The sequence below is a fragment of the Slackia heliotrinireducens DSM 20476 genome (assembly GCF_000023885.1).
GTDB lineage: Bacteria > Actinomycetota > Coriobacteriia > Coriobacteriales > Eggerthellaceae > Slackia > Slackia heliotrinireducens.
The window spans coordinates 2610968-2626185 of record NC_013165.1 but is presented as its reverse complement, the minus strand read 5'-3'; the positions used below and the strand labels follow the sequence as shown (position 1 = coordinate 2626185).

Annotated in this window: 13 protein-coding genes; 10 read left to right on the top strand and 3 right to left on the bottom strand. The window is 61.4% G+C overall.

All coding sequences use genetic code 11. From position 1 onward, the window contains the following. Positions 1 to 57: 57 nt before the first annotated feature. A complete protein-coding gene (locus SHEL_RS11630; RefSeq protein WP_012799478.1) occupies positions 58 to 1074 on the bottom strand; it encodes a helix-turn-helix transcriptional regulator in 1017 nt (338 codons plus the stop codon). Positions 1075 to 1515: 441 nt separating this feature from the next. On the opposite strand from SHEL_RS11630, the gene fsa reads away from it, so the two are divergent. The 3 genes from fsa to SHEL_RS11615 all read left to right on the top strand — a co-directional run bounded on the left by fsa (position 1516) and on the right by SHEL_RS11615 (position 5752). Further along, positions 1516 to 2196: a fructose-6-phosphate aldolase gene (gene fsa / locus SHEL_RS11625; RefSeq protein WP_012799477.1), complete on the top strand. Its 681-nt coding sequence runs from the start codon at positions 1516 to 1518 to the stop codon at positions 2194 to 2196. After that, positions 2196 to 4253, top strand: coding sequence for a transcription termination factor Rho (gene rho, locus SHEL_RS11620; protein WP_012799476.1), 2058 nt, complete (start codon positions 2196 to 2198; stop codon positions 4251 to 4253). Before fsa ends, rho begins: the two co-directional genes overlap by 1 nt. A 137-nt stretch (positions 4254 to 4390) precedes the next feature. Further along, positions 4391 to 5752 (top strand): DHA2 family efflux MFS transporter permease subunit, encoded by a 1362-nt coding sequence (locus tag SHEL_RS11615; RefSeq protein ID WP_232001600.1) that lies wholly within the window; start codon positions 4391 to 4393, stop codon positions 5750 to 5752. Positions 5753 to 5929: 177 nt separating this feature from the next. Here SHEL_RS11615 and SHEL_RS15480 read toward each other — a convergent pair whose 3' ends face one another. Beyond that, positions 5930 to 6940: a TM2 domain-containing protein gene (locus SHEL_RS15480; protein WP_012799474.1), complete on the bottom strand. Its 1011-nt coding sequence runs from the start codon at positions 6938 to 6940 to the stop codon at positions 5930 to 5932. 270 nt (positions 6941 to 7210) lie between these two features. Beyond that, complete coding sequence (locus SHEL_RS11605; protein ID WP_012799473.1) at positions 7211 to 7429, bottom strand: acyl carrier protein; 219 nt, start codon at positions 7427 to 7429, stop codon at positions 7211 to 7213. A 298-nt stretch (positions 7430 to 7727) separates the two neighbouring features. Here SHEL_RS11605 and SHEL_RS11600 point away from each other — a divergent pair, with 298 nt between their 5' ends. The 7 genes from SHEL_RS11600 to SHEL_RS11570 all read left to right on the top strand — a co-directional run bounded on the left by SHEL_RS11600 (position 7728) and on the right by SHEL_RS11570 (position 15098). Next, on the top strand, positions 7728 to 9461 hold the full coding sequence (locus SHEL_RS11600; protein ID WP_012799472.1) for a S1C family serine protease: 1734 nt from the start codon (positions 7728 to 7730) through the stop codon (positions 9459 to 9461). A gap of 104 nt (positions 9462 to 9565) precedes the next feature. Next, complete coding sequence (gene pyrH / locus SHEL_RS11595; protein WP_012799471.1) at positions 9566 to 10282, top strand: UMP kinase; 717 nt, start codon at positions 9566 to 9568, stop codon at positions 10280 to 10282. Positions 10283 to 10301: 19 nt separating this feature from the next. Next, on the top strand, positions 10302 to 10856 hold the full coding sequence (frr, locus tag SHEL_RS11590) for a ribosome recycling factor (RefSeq protein ID WP_012799470.1): 555 nt from the start codon (positions 10302 to 10304) through the stop codon (positions 10854 to 10856). 230 nt (positions 10857 to 11086) lie between these two features. Then, a complete protein-coding gene (locus tag SHEL_RS11585; protein ID WP_012799469.1) occupies positions 11087 to 11866 on the top strand; it encodes an isoprenyl transferase in 780 nt (259 codons plus the stop codon). 95 nt (positions 11867 to 11961) lie between these two features. Then, entirely contained in the window at positions 11962 to 12804 is an 843-nt protein-coding gene (locus SHEL_RS11580; protein WP_050749581.1) for a phosphatidate cytidylyltransferase, read from the top strand. 45 nt (positions 12805 to 12849) lie between these two features. Next, positions 12850 to 14028: a 1-deoxy-D-xylulose-5-phosphate reductoisomerase gene (dxr, locus tag SHEL_RS11575; RefSeq protein WP_012799467.1), complete on the top strand. Its 1179-nt coding sequence runs from the start codon at positions 12850 to 12852 to the stop codon at positions 14026 to 14028. Next, on the top strand, positions 14028 to 15098 hold the full coding sequence (locus tag SHEL_RS11570; RefSeq protein WP_012799466.1) for a site-2 protease family protein: 1071 nt from the start codon (positions 14028 to 14030) through the stop codon (positions 15096 to 15098). Before dxr ends, SHEL_RS11570 begins: the two co-directional genes overlap by 1 nt. Positions 15099 to 15218: the final 120 nt, after the last annotated feature.

Here is a 15218-nt window from a genome sequence, read left to right as displayed (position 1 = left end):
ACGCAAAGACGCCCCTGGCGAAAACCGAGGGCGTCTGCAAGAGGTATGCGAAGGGCGCTATGCGGCGTTCGGCTTGGGGGCCAGAATGCTGCCGACGATGGCGATCACGGCGCAGATGAGGCCGCCGACGCACCAGGCCATCCAGAAAAACTCGAATTCCGAGAAGAGCAGGACCAAGCCGGCGATGGTGGCGATGACCATGGTGATGCCGCAGCTTGCGCCCACGATCTTGTTGATACGGCGTTTTGCCAGCAGGCGCTCGCGCTCGGAGGCGTCGCGGTCGTCCAGCAGCTCGACGGCCTCTTCATCGGTCAGTTCGCACAGGGCGCTCACGTTGTACTCGGCGATGTTCGTCATGTCGGACAGGATGCCGAAGTAGACGATGAACCCCACGCCCACGGCGATGCCGATGAGCATGATTCCGGACACGATCTCCTCCAGCGGCTCGATGCCGTCGATGCGTTCGCCGAACACGAACACCAGGATGAGGCTCGCCAGGATGATGCCCGTGCCCAAAACGATGCCGCGGGATGTGCGCACGCCGTTTTCCATCCGCTCTTCGGAGGAGAAGAAGTCGATGATGTAGGGATGCTCCTTCATGAACAGGGTGTGCCGTGTGGATTCGGGGATGACGAAGGCCAATCCGGCGATGACGAAGGCGAGCACCAGGACGGGCAGGAGAATCTCGACCTGGGTGGAGAAGCCGATGGTCTGCAACAGGCCCGTGAGCAAAAGTCCAAGTCCGCATCCGATGATGAAGCATCCTACACCGATGGAGATCAGACGGGCGTGCACCTTGAAACGGTCGACATAGCCGATGCTGTCGGAAGACATGTCCACCGGCATGGCCTTTTCGGGCTGGATGTCCCGATGGGTCAGGTCGCCCTGAACCAGTTCGTCGATGGTGCAGTCGAAGATCTGGCTGATTTTGAGGAGCTTGTCCATTTCAGGGTAGGCCCGTTCGGACTCCCACTTGGTGACGGACTGGCGCGAAACGCCCACCATCATGGCGAGCTGCTCCTGGGTCATGCTGCGGGTCGAACGCAGGTATTGAAGATTGTCGCGAAAACTCATGGTCGTTCCTTCCTACGGTTTTCATTATATGCTTGACGAGTCTCATGATGGGGTTGCGGCGCTCCGCAATCCACCAACTTGCGGTTGCTTTTTTGGCAACTTTCAAGATACCGGTGGTTGCAACCCCAGGTCAGAGCTGTGTTGCCTCAAAAAGGTCGGAAAGGTGCGATTTCGGCATATCAAAACGTTCCGAAACGTTGCGACCGAGGCAATCGGTCGCGTCTATGTGTGGCTACCTGCGATTTTTCACATTTAGGGGGTTGCGTTTCTTTGGACTGTGGTATTATCTGCGCGTCCGCACACAGCGGGTTTCTGAATAATCCCATTGCTCACATTAGAACAGGCGTTGAACGTTGCCTTTGTAACGAGCATATCTTGAGCCCGCTGAATATTGCTAGCTCCACCGCAACAGGTGGGGAAGGTTCCTAGAGGAGGAAAACCGTGAAGTTCTTTTTGGACACAGCCGACCTTGATGAGATCAAAGAGGCAGCGAGCTGGGGTGCGCTCGCCGGCGTGACCACCAACCCGACCTTGTATTCCCGCATCGGCGGCAAGCTCGACGACTTCTACAACCACATCGAGCGCATCTGCGACATCGTCGATGGCCCCGTCAGCGCCGAGAGCGTTGCCATGACCCGCGACGAAATCGTCCGCGACGGCCGTGAGTTGGCCAGGATCGCCCCCAACGTTGTCGTGAAGGTCCCCACCATGGTCGAAGGTCTGGCGGCATGCCGCACCCTGGCCGACGAGGGCATCCGCGTCAACATGACCCTGTGCTTCACCGTGCCGCAGGCCATCCTGGCCGCTCGTGCCGGCGCGCGTTACATCTCGCCCTTCGTGGGCCGCTTCGATGACATCTCCGAGAACGGTCTTGCCCAGCTCGAGGACGTCGTCACCGCCATCAACAACTACGATTACACTGAGAACACCGTCAACGGCGAGCAGATCGAAATCATCGCCGCTTCCATCCGCAGCGCGAACCACGTGACGCAGGCCGCTCTCATGGGCGCCGACATCGCCACCGTTCCCTTCAACGTGCTGAAGAAGATGATCCAGCATCCGCTGACCGACCGTGGTCTCGAGTCCTTCCTGAAGGACTGGGAGAAAGTTAAGAACGCATAATGTCTGACAATCTGACACCGGAAGAGACTGCCCCCGAGGCCGTCGAGGCTCCTAAGAAGCGCACTGCCCGCCGCACCGCCAAGAAAACTGCGGAAGCCGTTCCCGAGGCAACCACGCAGGAGGTGTCTGCCGACGCCGAACCTGTGAAAAAGCCTCGCCGCCGTACGGTGAAGAAGGCCGACGAGGCCTCCGCGGCGGAAACGCCCGCAACGGAAGCCCCTGCCGAAGAGGCGCCCAAGCGTCGCGGACGTCCCCGCAAAGCCGTCGCGGAGCCCGCAACGGCACCTGCCGCCGAGGCTCCTGCGACCGAAACCCCTGCCGAAGAGGCGCCCAAGCGTCGCGGACGTCCCCGCAAGACGGCCGTCAAGGAGAACCCGACAGCCGAGGCTGCGCCTGAAGCCGCGCCCGAGGTTGCTCCCGAGGCTGCGCCTGCCATGGCCGAGCCTGCAGCCCAGCCCGAAACTGCAGCCGACTCCGCCGACGTCGCCCCTGCTCCCACCGCTGCCGAGGCCGAGGCCGAAGAGCGGCCGCTGCCCAAGCGCCGCCCCCGTGCGCGCGCCCACACCGTCGAAACCAAGAGCTCCGAAGCCGCTGCAGATGCGCAGGCCCAGGGCGAATCGCAGCCCGCTGCGGATTCCTCCGACGGCAAGCGCCAGCAGTTCCAGAAACAAAACAAGCAGAACAAGCAGCAGGGCAAGCAGAACAACAAACAGCAGCAAAACGGCAAGCAGCAGCGCCGCCAGCGCCGCAACAACGCCCAGCCCACCGGCCCCTCCGTCTCTCTGGAAGAGCTCAACGAGCTCAAGGTGGCCGAGCTGCGTGAGAAGGCCGAGCTGCTCGGCGTCGATTTCGCTGGGTTGAAGAAGGCGTCTTTGGTGGAGGCCGTGTTCGAAGCCACGAAGAAGGCTGAAGGCATCTTCGAGGTCGAGGGCATTCTGGATATCCTCCAGGACGGGTACGGATTCCTGCGCACCGGCGGCTATCTGCCCGGTGAGAACGACATCTACGTTGGCACGGCACTCATCCGCCGCAACGGCCTGCGCAAAGGCGACTACGTCAAGGGGCAGACGCGTCCGGCGCGCGACAACGACAAGTATGCCGCGTTGCAGACCATCCACTCCGTCAACGGCAAGTCCCTGGACGACCTTGCGGGACGTCCGCGCTTCGGCGATCTGACCCCGGTGTTCCCGGACGAGATTCTCAAGATGGAGCACGGCCGCAATACCACCACGGCCCGCGTCATCGATTTGGTGTCGCCCATCGGCAAGGGCCAGCGCGGTCTGATCGTGTCGCCTCCGAAGGCCGGCAAGACCACCATCCTGAAGGATATCGCCGCTGCTATCAGCGTGAACAACCCCGAGGTGCACCTCATGTGCCTGCTCGTCGACGAGCGTCCCGAGGAAGTCACCGACATGCAGCGCTCCATCAAGGGCGAGGTCATCGCATCCACCTTCGACATGCCCACCGAGAACCACATCGTGGTGTCCGAACTGGTCATCGAGCGTGCGAAACGCCTGGTGGAGGACGGGCAGGACGTTGTCATCCTTCTGGACAGCCTGACCCGTCTGGCCCGCGCCTACAACCTGGCGCAGCCTGCGTCTGGGCGCATTCTGTCCGGTGGCGTCGACTCCGCAGCCCTGTATCCGCCCAAGAAGTTCTTGGGCGCCGCCCGCAACATCGAAGGCGGCGGCAGCTTGACCATCCTGGCATCGGCCCTGATCGAAACCGGCTCGAAGATGGACGAGGTCATCTTCGAGGAGTTCAAGGGCACGGGCAACATGGAGCTCAAGCTCGACCGCAACCTGGCCGACCGTCGCATATTCCCGGCCATCGACCCGGTGCAGTCCGGCACCCGCAAGGAGGACCTGCTGCTCAATCCGCAGGAGGCCCCGCTCATCTGGGCCGTTCGCCGCATTCTGGCCAACATGAACAACACCGAGCGTGCCACGGACATGCTCATCAAGTCGCTGCGCCAGACCAAGGACAACCAGGAGTTCCTCATCCGCACCGCCAAGAAAGCGCAGACCACGCGCAACATGGACAACATGGAGCTTTAGCTTCCGGTTTCCGTTCGAAAGAATTCCAACCGCCGGCCACCAGGTCGGCGGTTTTTATATGGCTTCGGCATGCAGAGTGCAGGCGGGCGGTATCATTGACAGGCCGCAGTTGAGTGAAGATGGAAAGGGGCGACATCGTGACGGCAGTGTTTCGCGAAGGCCGCGCATGGGTGTATGCGATGTTTGCCGCCATCGTGTTGTCCGCATCGTTGGGCGGACTGTCCCAAACGGGCCTGAACGCTATGCTGTCCCAGGTCTGTTCCGAGTTCGGGATATCGACCGGAGTGGGGCAGTGGCTCGCCACCATCTATATGTTCGTCATCGGCGCCATCGTGCCGCTCTCGTCGTTTTTCATGGGGCGTTTCCGCACCAAAGACCTGGTGCTGCTTTCGGCGGGGCTGTTCATCGGCGGCGCGTTGCTGGCTGCGTGCGCGCCCAACTTCTGGATGCTGCTGTTCGCCCGCATCATGCAGGCCTGCGCCACAGGTCTGCTCATGCCGCTCACCCAGACCTTCTCCATGACCCGGTTTCCAGAGGGGCGCAAGGCCACGGCTATGGGCATCTCCGGCATCGCCATGGGTTTCGCGCCGAACATCGGGCCCACCATCGGCGGTTCCATGGTCGACGCTTTCGGTTGGCGAAGCTTCTTCTGGATGTTGGCGGGCATCGCACTGGCTATCGCTTTGGCCTGCGCTTTCTTGGTACAACGCCACGACGACGCCTCGTATCCGGCGGGCATCGACCCGATTTCCTTCGTGCTGTGCACCACAGGGTTCGGCGGCATACTCATGGCATGCTCCTACGCCTCCTCATACGCGGTGCTCGATCCGCACGTCTGGGGGCCGGCGGTCGTCGGTGTTGCGACCCTGGTGGCGTTCTTCCTTCGTCAAACCCGCATCGAGCGGCCTATGGTGGATCCGAGCATCTTCAAGAGCCGCTCGTTCAACGCAGGATTCGCGGCGTTGTGCCTGCTTACGGCATCGTTCATGGGCATCACGCTGCTGGTACCGCTCTATATTCAGGGGCTGTGCGGCGGCACCGCCTTCGAGGCGGGCATCGTGCTTCTACCCGGCACGGTGACGGCGCTTGTCATGAATCCGCTGGCAGGCTATCTGACAGACAAGATCGGAGTGCGTCCTGTGACCGTGGTGGCCGGATTGTTCTTGGCGACGGGCTCTGCCATGATGGCTTTCTGCGACGCGTCCACTTCGCTCGGCGTCGTCGCCTGCATCCAGGCCATCCGGCAGATCGGTGTTTCCAGCCTTATCGGCCCGCTGACGTCGTTCAGCCTGTCGCAGCTCAAGGGTAAATGCATCTCCGACGGCAGCGGATTCGGCTTGGCCGCGCGCCAGACCAGCGCCTCGGTGGGTACGGCGCTCATGGTGTTCTGCCTCGAAGGGGCCGGGCTTGCCGGCGAGATGTCCTTCCACGCGGCGTTCGGTGTGAGTGCGGTCTGCGCCATCGGGTGCCTGCTCGTCATCCTGCGCCGGGTCCGATAAACTCCGCCCGAAAGGTCCAAGGTGCCCGGACCGAGCTGCGGCCGTGTGGCGAAGGCGCCTTCGCGCACCGTGCTCTGCGGTTGCGGATTCAATGTATCCCAGCGCCGCACGGTTTCTGCCAAAGCATAAAAAACGACCCGCCGAAGCGGGCCGTCATCAATTGCGAACGGTTCGGGGCTAGAACCAGCCCTTATGGCCTTGCACATAGGTCTGCTGGAACTCCCAATCGCTCTTGGTCAGGTACATGATGCCCTCGATCAGGCCGATGACCTCCATGACCAGGGCGGCAAGACCCAGCGTCAAGATGCCGGCAATCAGGCTGACCAGCAGCATGATCAGGCCTTCCTTGGTGTAGCCCAGATAGAACTTGTGGATGCCCAGCGATCCCAGGAAGATGCCGAGCAGGCCGGCAGCGACCTTGTCCTTGCTGGATACGGCCTGGGGCGCATATCCGTATTGCTGCTGTTGCTGCTGCGCGTACGGGTTGTACTGGGGATTCGGCTGCGCCTGGGTTTGGGCGTAGGGGTTGTAGGGCTGCTGGTTCGGCTGCGCATACGCCTGGGCGTTCGGTTGGGTGTAGGGCTGCTGGGGGTTCTGGGGCTGCGTCGGCTGCGTGTAAGGCTGGGCGGCAGGCTGGGGCTGATAGGCCGGCTGCGGCTGGTAGGCAGGCTGCGCCTGGGGCTGGAACGCTGCAGCTGCGGCGGGTGCAGCGGCAGCAGCGGCAGCTGCAGCGGTCGGAGCCGCGACGGGCTCGGCTGCAGGGGCGAAGGCTTCGCTCAGAGGAACCTCTGGCGCTGCAGGAGGTTCGGGCACGTTGGCGAAGGGGTCCACAACCGGAGCGGCGTCAGGAGCCGCGACGGGTTCGGCAGCAGGTTCGACCGCAGCCTCTTCGGCTTCGATGTCGGCCTTCAGGGCCTCGAACGCAGCGTCTATCTTGGCCGCATGCTCGTCGGCTTCGACGGCGGAAGGCTCGGCATCGGTTGCGGCGTCTTCGGCCATGGGATCGGTCCATGCGGCGGCGGACTCTTCAGCGGCCGCCTCCTCCTCGACGGCTTCAACGGCCTCGAAGAGGCTGACTTCGGGTTCCGCTGCGGTTTCGGCGGCGGGCTCGACGGCCTCGATGGTTTCCTGGGCGGCCTGCTCTACGGGATTCTCTTCGGGCTGGGGGATGGTCTCGTTGGCGTCCATGGTGTCGATCCTTCCTGACGATTGGACGATTAAATGATGCACTCATCATATAGCAACCGTGCTGGCTTCTGGTTGTGCAACTCAGGCTTGTCAGCGACTCGCGGTTGTCGCGTTGCCGTCGCGTCATTTTCAGGATCGGTCACATGAGAAGCGGTTCTTCCGCATCGCCTGGTAAAACGAAACGCGGCCTATCGTCGGTGGTGACGAAGGGGCCGCGTCGGAGCATCCGGAATCTGCCGGATGCAAGGCGTTGCGTTTCTGGCGGGATGTTTACAGCGAGTCGATATAAGCGACCAGGTCGGCGACGGTGGTCAGGCCTTCGGGCTCGCCGAATTCGATGCCCATGCGGTCTTCCAGCTCGCAGACGAGCTCGACCATATCCAGGGAGTCGATGTCCAGGGAGTCGAAGGTGGAGTCGTCGGTGACGGCGTCGGGGTCGATGTCCAGATTGTCGTTCAGGATGGCCTTGATGGTGTCGATGGTTGCCATGAGTCCTTCTTTCTCTTGTCGAATGGAGCCATTGTATCGCATCACGCGCGGTGTTCGGCGAGGCGCGCGAGCGCATGCTTTGTATCTCCAATATAGTAAGGGAGAAGGCGTCCGCATGCTTGGTAACAGTGTGCCGAAAAGCCGTCGGTCATGTAACGAAATGGTGCCGAGTCGTTACGCAACCATGACAAATGGCGGGTCTTAGCCCCTAACCGCGCGCAAACGGAGTATTCTCAACCGTGTGAAAAGACGAGGTCGATTGTGCGATCTTTCATAGGACGAAAGAGAGTGAGATTCCATGTCAGACGAGTTGAACGACAAGAGCACCCAGAAGGACGCTTCGGGCGTCGACATCACGCAGGGCGTCGTGTACGGCGGGCTTGACGAGCAATCTGCCGCAGCCGCGTTCGACATGCCCGCAAATGCGGCAATGGGTCGTAGCACCGAAGAGATGCCTACCCAATACCCGACGGTGGCGGCTACCGATTCGATGCCTGCCACGTACCAGGTGGCCGCGCCGGCTTCACCTGGCACCACGCAGCGCTATGCGTCGACGGCCCAATTCCAGGCTGCGTCCCAGCAGTCTGCGGCAGGGTATCAGACCTACCAGCAGACGTATGCGCAGCAGCAAGCCTTCGCCCAGCAGCAGGCATACGCCCAGCAACAGGCCCAGCAGGCCCAACAGGCCGCCCAGGCGAAGCAGGCCAAAAAGAACGCGTCCGGCCAGAAGTCCGGCGCCGGCAAAACCTTCGCTGCCGGATTCGCCGGCGCTGCACTGGCCTGCGCGTTGGGCCTCGGCGGATTCGTAGGGTACGGTGCGTTGACCAGCAACAACGGATCGCAGGGCGACGTTGCCGAAACCCCCGCCCTGACACAGCCGCAGACCAAGGAATCCTCTTCCACCACGATTAACGTGAACGGCGAAGACACCACCTTGGCCCAGGCTGTAGCGGCAAAGGCCTTGCCCTCCATCGCCAGCATCGACGTGTATACCAAGTCCGGCGGCTCTTCGTGGGGCTGGGGCATGGAGGCCGACAGCTCCGATTCCAACTCGGCCCTGTCGCTGTACTCGCTGGGTTCCGGCGTGGTCATTACCGAGGACGGATACATCATCACCAACTACCACGTGGTTGAAGGCGCCGACGCGCTGACGGCCACCATCAACGGCGTTGAATACGATGCGGAATACGTCGGCGCAGACCCGACCAGCGACATCGCTGTCATCAAGGTGAACGCCACCGACCTGACGGCCATCGAGATAGGCTCGTCTTCCGACGTGCAGGTGGGCGAATGGGTCATGTCCTTGGGCAATGCGTTCGGCTTGGACAACTCCGTTTCCACGGGCATCGTCTCGGCATTGCAGCGCTCCACGACTTTGGCTGACGAAACCACCGGCGAGGTCATGATCTATCCCAACATGATTCAGACCGACGCCACCATCAACCCGGGCAACTCAGGCGGCGCGCTGGTCAACGCCAACGGCGAGCTGATCGGCATCAACTCCATGATCACGTCCTATTCGGGCTCCAGCTCGGGCGTGGGCTTCGCCATCCCCATCGACTACGCCATGGGTCTGGCCGAACAGATCATCGCAGGACAGACGCCGACCCACGCACAGCTCGGCGTGTCCATGTCCGCCATTAACGCCGAGGTGGCCCAGTACAACAACCTGCCCACCGATAAAGGCGTGTACGTCGCGGCCGTCTACAGCGGAACCGCAGCTGACGAGGCCGGTCTTGAAACGGGCGACATCATCGTCAAGTTCGACGGCCAGTCGATAACGGCTCCTGAAGAGCTTCAGCTGGCTGTTCGCGGCTGCGCTGTTGGCGATACGGTGGATGTGGTCGTGAACCGTGGCGGTGAAGAGATCACCATTTCCGTCACGCTTGGATCAGACGAGACCGCGCTCAGCCAGGAAGGCGCCCCGCAGAACAATGGAAACGGGTACGGCAACAACGACGGCGGTAACGAATACGGCTATGGGTACAACGAACAAGACCTTTACGACCTGTTCGAGTACTTCAATAGGTAACGAACTTCGTTAGGACCGAAGAAAATCCAAAGAAAAGGGCGACGCGGCAGGCGTTGCCCTTTTCTTTATCGTAATATATTAAGGATGGGACGAAAGGAGCATGTATGCCCGAAGGTTATAAGTACAACCGCGTATTGCTGAAACTGTCCGGCGAGGCCCTCATGGGTCAAAACGGCTACGGCATCGACCCCAGCGTGATCGATGCGTTGGCCGAGGAAATCAAGGAAGTCGTCAACGACGGCGTCCAAATCGCCATTACGGTCGGCGGCGGAAACATCTTCCGCGGCGTTGCCGGTAGCGCGAACGGCATGGATCGCGCCCAGGCAGACTATATCGGCATGTTGGCCACGGTGATGAACGCGTTGGCTTTGCAAGACGGTCTGCAGCGCCACGGCGTGGAATCCCGCGTGCAGTCCGCCATCGAGATGCACCAGGTGGCCGAAACCTACATTCGTCTGCGCGCCATCCGCCATATGGAGAAGGGCCGCGTGGTCATTTTCGCAGCCGGCACCGGCAACCCCTACTTCACCACCGACACCACCGCAGCGCTGCGTGCCTGCGAGATCGGTGCTGATTGCATGATGAAGGCCACGAAGGTCGACGGCATCTACACCGCCGATCCCGTGAAGGACCCCAATGCCGTGAAGTATGATAAGGTCAGCTACCTTGAGGTTCTGACCAAGGAACTCAACGTCATGGACGCCGCCGCCATCTCGCTGTGCAAAGATAACAAGATGCCGCTGCTCGTCTTTGACTTGACGGTCCATGGCAACATCCGACGCGCCTTGAAGGGCGAGAACGTCGGCACTTTGGTGTACTAACGACAACAAGGAGGACACGATGGAGGAGATCTTGGCAGATGCCGAAATCGGCATGGATGAGGCAATCGACAATTTGAAGACCGCTTTCGCAAGCGTCCGCACCGGCCGTGCCAACGCTATGGTGCTCGACAAGATCAGGGTGGATTACTACGGTGTCCCCACGCCCATCAACCAGATGGCTGCTGTGAAGGTGCCTGAGGCCCACATGCTGACCGTCGAGCCGTGGGATAAATCCATGCTGCGTGCCGTCGAAGCCGCCATCATGGCTTCCGACCTGGGCATTACGCCGTCCAACGACGGTCACGTCATCCGCTTGCCGTTCCCCGTCCTGACCGAGGAGCGCCGTAAAGAACTGGCCAAGACGTGCCATACCTATGCCGAGGAGTGCCGCATCGCCATCCGCAACGTCCGCCGCGAGGCCAACGCCAAGATTGACAAGGGCAAAAAGGCATCTGAGATTCCCGAGGACGACGCTCGCCGCGGAGAGGAGCAGGTCCAGAAGCTGACCGACTCCTACGTGAAGAAGGTCGACGAGCTCCTGAAGGCCAAAGAGGCCGAGGTCATGTCCATCTAAACCGATGCTGCGGATTGCCTTTGGCGCTGCGCTCGTAGCCGGGTGCAGGTCAGAAGCCCGAAGGCGTCCGACATCGATATTGTCGCCTTCCGTTCTGGCTGCGGTTGGAACGGGCTCTTTCGCCATGCAGGCTGCGTGCCTGCGGTGATGAAGGCTTGCTTGTCAAGCCGGGTATGCTTTATCTGCGGTGTGCGGCCCAGGTCGCGTTTCGCGTTTATGAAAGGAATGCGGTGAAGAAGCCGATTGATGAGATTTTTCCGAATCCGCCTGAGGATTTGGATCCGCATGCGCTTATCGAGGAGCGTGTCCCCAAGCACGTCGCCGTTATCATGGACGGCAACGGAAGGTGGGCCAAGAAACGTCTTCTCAATAGGCTGAACGGCCATAAGGCCGGCGTCGAGGCGGTTCGCGAACTCATTCGCGCCGCCAATGACGTGGGCGTGGAGTGCTTGACCATCTATTCGTTCTCCACGGAGAACTGGAAACGCCCCGAAGAAGAGGTCACGGGCCTTATGGACCTGTTCGCTAAGACCATGTTGGCCGAAGTGGACGGGCTGCACGAAGAGCATGTGGTGGTATGCCCCATGGGTGATTTGAGCGCGCTGCCGCAGGATACGCAGGACGCGTTCATGAAGGCTTGGGAGAAGACCAAGGACAACGACGGTATGAAGCTGTTCGTGGCGGTCAACTACGGCTCCCGCAAGGAGATTTGCGATGCCGTCAACGAGATCGTCATGGAGGCCATCGAGCAGCACGAAGAGACCTACACCGTTCCGCTGGTCACCGAGGAGCTGCTGAGCAAGCACCTGTATGTATCGGGCATTCCCGACCCCGACCTGCTCATCCGCACGTCCGGGGAGATGCGTCTGTCCAATTTCCTGTTGTGGCAGATCGCCTATTCTGAATTCTATTGCACGGATACGTTGTGGCCGGATTTCGACCGCTACGAGTTCCTCCGTGCGTTACTTGATTACCAGTCGCGAAATAGAAGATTCGGAGCCGTTTCGTAATGGAAGACCAACGCAGGGTAAGAAATCGTCGTTCGGAATCGCAGGAAGCGTCGCGCACCCGACGTGTCGCTGCCCGCGGTGTCGAAGAGGTGCACATGCCTCGCACTTCTGCGGAGAGGGAGGTTCAGTCATCTGACCTGGCAGTCCGCACGCAGACGGGGTTCATTTACGTTGCGCTGGCCATTATTCTGACGCTTGCCAGCGGCCCGTCGATGGTCATCCTGCTGTGTGTTCTTGCCGGCATCTCTTCCGGCGAGCTGTTCTACATGCTCCGCTCCGACGCGAAGATGCCTAACGCCGTGTTCGGCATCGTGGCTGCGGTGCTGTATCCCGTGGTCGTGTGGCTGTGGGGTATGGAAGGCGCCATGGCGCTTACGCTGGTGTTCCTGTTCGCGCTTCTGTGCTGGTACGTGTTCTCGTTGGAGGTTCGCGTCAGCGACGTGGGCATCTCGCTTTTCGGGGCGCTGTACTGCGGCATGATGCTGTCCTCGTTCATCCCCGTGCGCTATGCGCTGGGCGGTTTCTGGGGCGGCCTGCTGGTGGTGCTCATTTTCGCCGGCGTGTGGTTGAACGACGCAATGGCCTACCTGGTGGGCAGCCGCTTCGGCAGGCATAAGATGGCCCCGAAAATATCTCCGAAGAAGAGCTGGGAAGGCTTCGCCGCGGGGCTTTTCGCTTCGGTCGTCGTGTGGTGCTTCATGACGCTGGTCCCAGGCGTCACCATGGGCATTCCCAAAGCCATCCTGTTCGGCATCCTGTGCGGTTTGGCCGGCGTGCTCGGCGATTTGGCCGAGAGCCGCATCAAGAGGAATACCGGCGTGAAGGATTCGGGCAACATCATGCCTGGTCACGGCGGATTGCTCGACCGCAACGATTCCATGTTCGCAGTGGCTGTCGTCTCAGCCGTCCTGCTGCTGGGTACGGGCTGCCTCGGATAAAGGCAACCGACTACACTGCGCCGATGCGCGCGAAAGGGTATTGATATGACTGCAAAACGTGTCGCCGTCTTGGGCTCCACGGGCTCCATCGGCACCCAGACGCTTGATGTAGCATGGCGTCATCCTGACAAGATTCAGATCGTGGCGCTGGCCGCCAACCACAGCGTCGAGACGGTGGTGGAGCAGGCCCACGAATTCCGCGTGCGCAACGTCGCCTTCGGCGACGAGACCATGCGCGACCATGCCATGCTGGCGAACGTCCACGAAGGCGTTTCGGTGGGGTTCGGGCAGCAGGGGATTTTGGACCTGGTGCATTCGGACGACGTGGACTGCGTCGTAAACGCGCTGGTCGGCGCCGCCGGCATGCGCGCGTCCTACGAGACGCTGGCGGCGGGCAAGCAGCTTGCCCTTGCCAACAAGGAGAGCCTGGTGGTGGCGGGCGACCTCATCATGCCGTTGGCCAAGCAGCTGGACGAGGCTGCGGGGCACCCGTGGGCCCTCATGCCCATCGATTCGGAGCACGGCGCCATCTACCAATGCCTGCTGGGCGAGCGACACGAGGAAGTGGCGGCGCTGTGGGTGACCGCGTCCGGCGGACCGTTCCGCGGTCGCACGCGCGATCAGCTTTCAGGCATGACCGCCAAAGAGGCGTTGGCGCATCCCACGTGGAAGATGGGTCCGAAGATCACCATCGATTCGTCCACCCTCATGAACAAGGGTCTGGAGGTCATCGAGGCGCACCACCTGTTCGACATGCCGTACGACCGCATCAAGGTGGTGGTGCAGCCGCAAAGCGCGATCCACTCCATGGTCGAATACTCCGACGGCTCGGTGAAGGCGCATCTGGGAACCACCGACATGCGCATTCCCATCCAGTTCGCACTGTCGTATCCTGACCGCTGGGACGCCCCGGTCGAGCCCATGGACTTCACCAAGCTCGGTAAGCTGGAGTTCTATCCCGTGGACGAGGAGACCTTCCGCTGCTTCGCGTTGGCGAAACGCGCGGGCGCTACGGGCGGCACGCTGCCCTGCGTGATGAATGCGGCCAACGAGGTTGCCGTGGCTGCGTTTCTGGCCGACCGGTGCGGGTATCTGGATATCGACGCCTGCGTGGAGCACGCCATGGACGCCCATGAGGTGCAGGCGGTCGAAAGCCTTGACCAGCTTGCGGAAATCGACGCCTGGGCCCGCGCGGTCTCGCGTGAGTACTTGGGGGTCGCTTGATGACCGTTGCCCTTGAAATACTGTATCTGATCCTGGTGCTGAGCATCCTCGTGTTCATTCACGAGGGCGGCCACTTTCTGGCTGCCCGCATGTTCGGTGTCAGGGTGACCGAGTTCATGCTGGGCCTGCCCGGCCCGAAAATCGGCTTCACCAAAGGCGACACGATGTTCGGCGTGACTGCGGTGCCGCTGGGCGGCTATGCCAAAATCTGCGGTATGGAGCCCGGCGCCGAGAACCCTTATATAGAGAAGGCCCTGGCCTTCGCCTATGAGCGTGGCACGTTCTACGCCGACGACTTCGCATTCCAGGAGGGCATCTCCATCGACGACGCCGTAGAGGTGTTCTACATCCTGGAGGAGTGGGGCTGCCTGGTTGGCCCCAAGAAGACCGACGAGCACAACGTTTTCTACACCCGCGCGCGGCGCATCAAGCGCAAGGGCATCGATCTTAAGGAAGGCGAGCCCCGGCCCTTTGACGACGCCCACGAGCTCTACCTGGAGGAACGCTCCCACACCTACCGCTCGCTGCCGTTCTGGAAGCGTTCGGTCATCCTGCTGGCAGGCATCTTCATGAACCTGCTCTTCGTCGTTGTGGTGTTCGTCGTCGTGTTCTCCATCTTGGGCATGGACTACACGTTGGAATCCGGCGAGGTCCAACACGTGGTGCTGCCGGTGTGGCAGGCGATCGTCGGCGCGTTCAACTACATGGGTGTGGTGGCCGTGGCCATCGTGGGGCTGTTCAATCCCGCGACGGCAGGCGAGACCATCTCGAATTCCGTAAGCGTGGTGGGCATGGCGGTCGTCTCCAAACAGTACGCGGATGCCGGCTTGGCCATGTTCCTGGTGTTCATGGCGATGATCTCCGTGTCGCTGGGCCTTATGAATCTGCTGCCCATCCCTCCGCTGGACGGCGGCCGGTTCGTCATCGAGATATATCAGAAAATCACAAGCCGATTCGTGGGTACGCGCGCCATGAACGCCATGAGCATCGTCGGCGTGACGCTGTTCATGCTGCTGTTCGTGGTCATGCTCAACCAAGACATACAACGGTTCGTTTTCGGGAACTGGTAACGGTGCCTCCGTTTCGGGGTGCCGTGCGCGCTGATTCGTCTCCGCTACGGAGGCGGTTGGCGCAATGCGCGTGAAATATGGTGCTCAACGGGCGTGACAAGGCGCATCATGCGATAGACT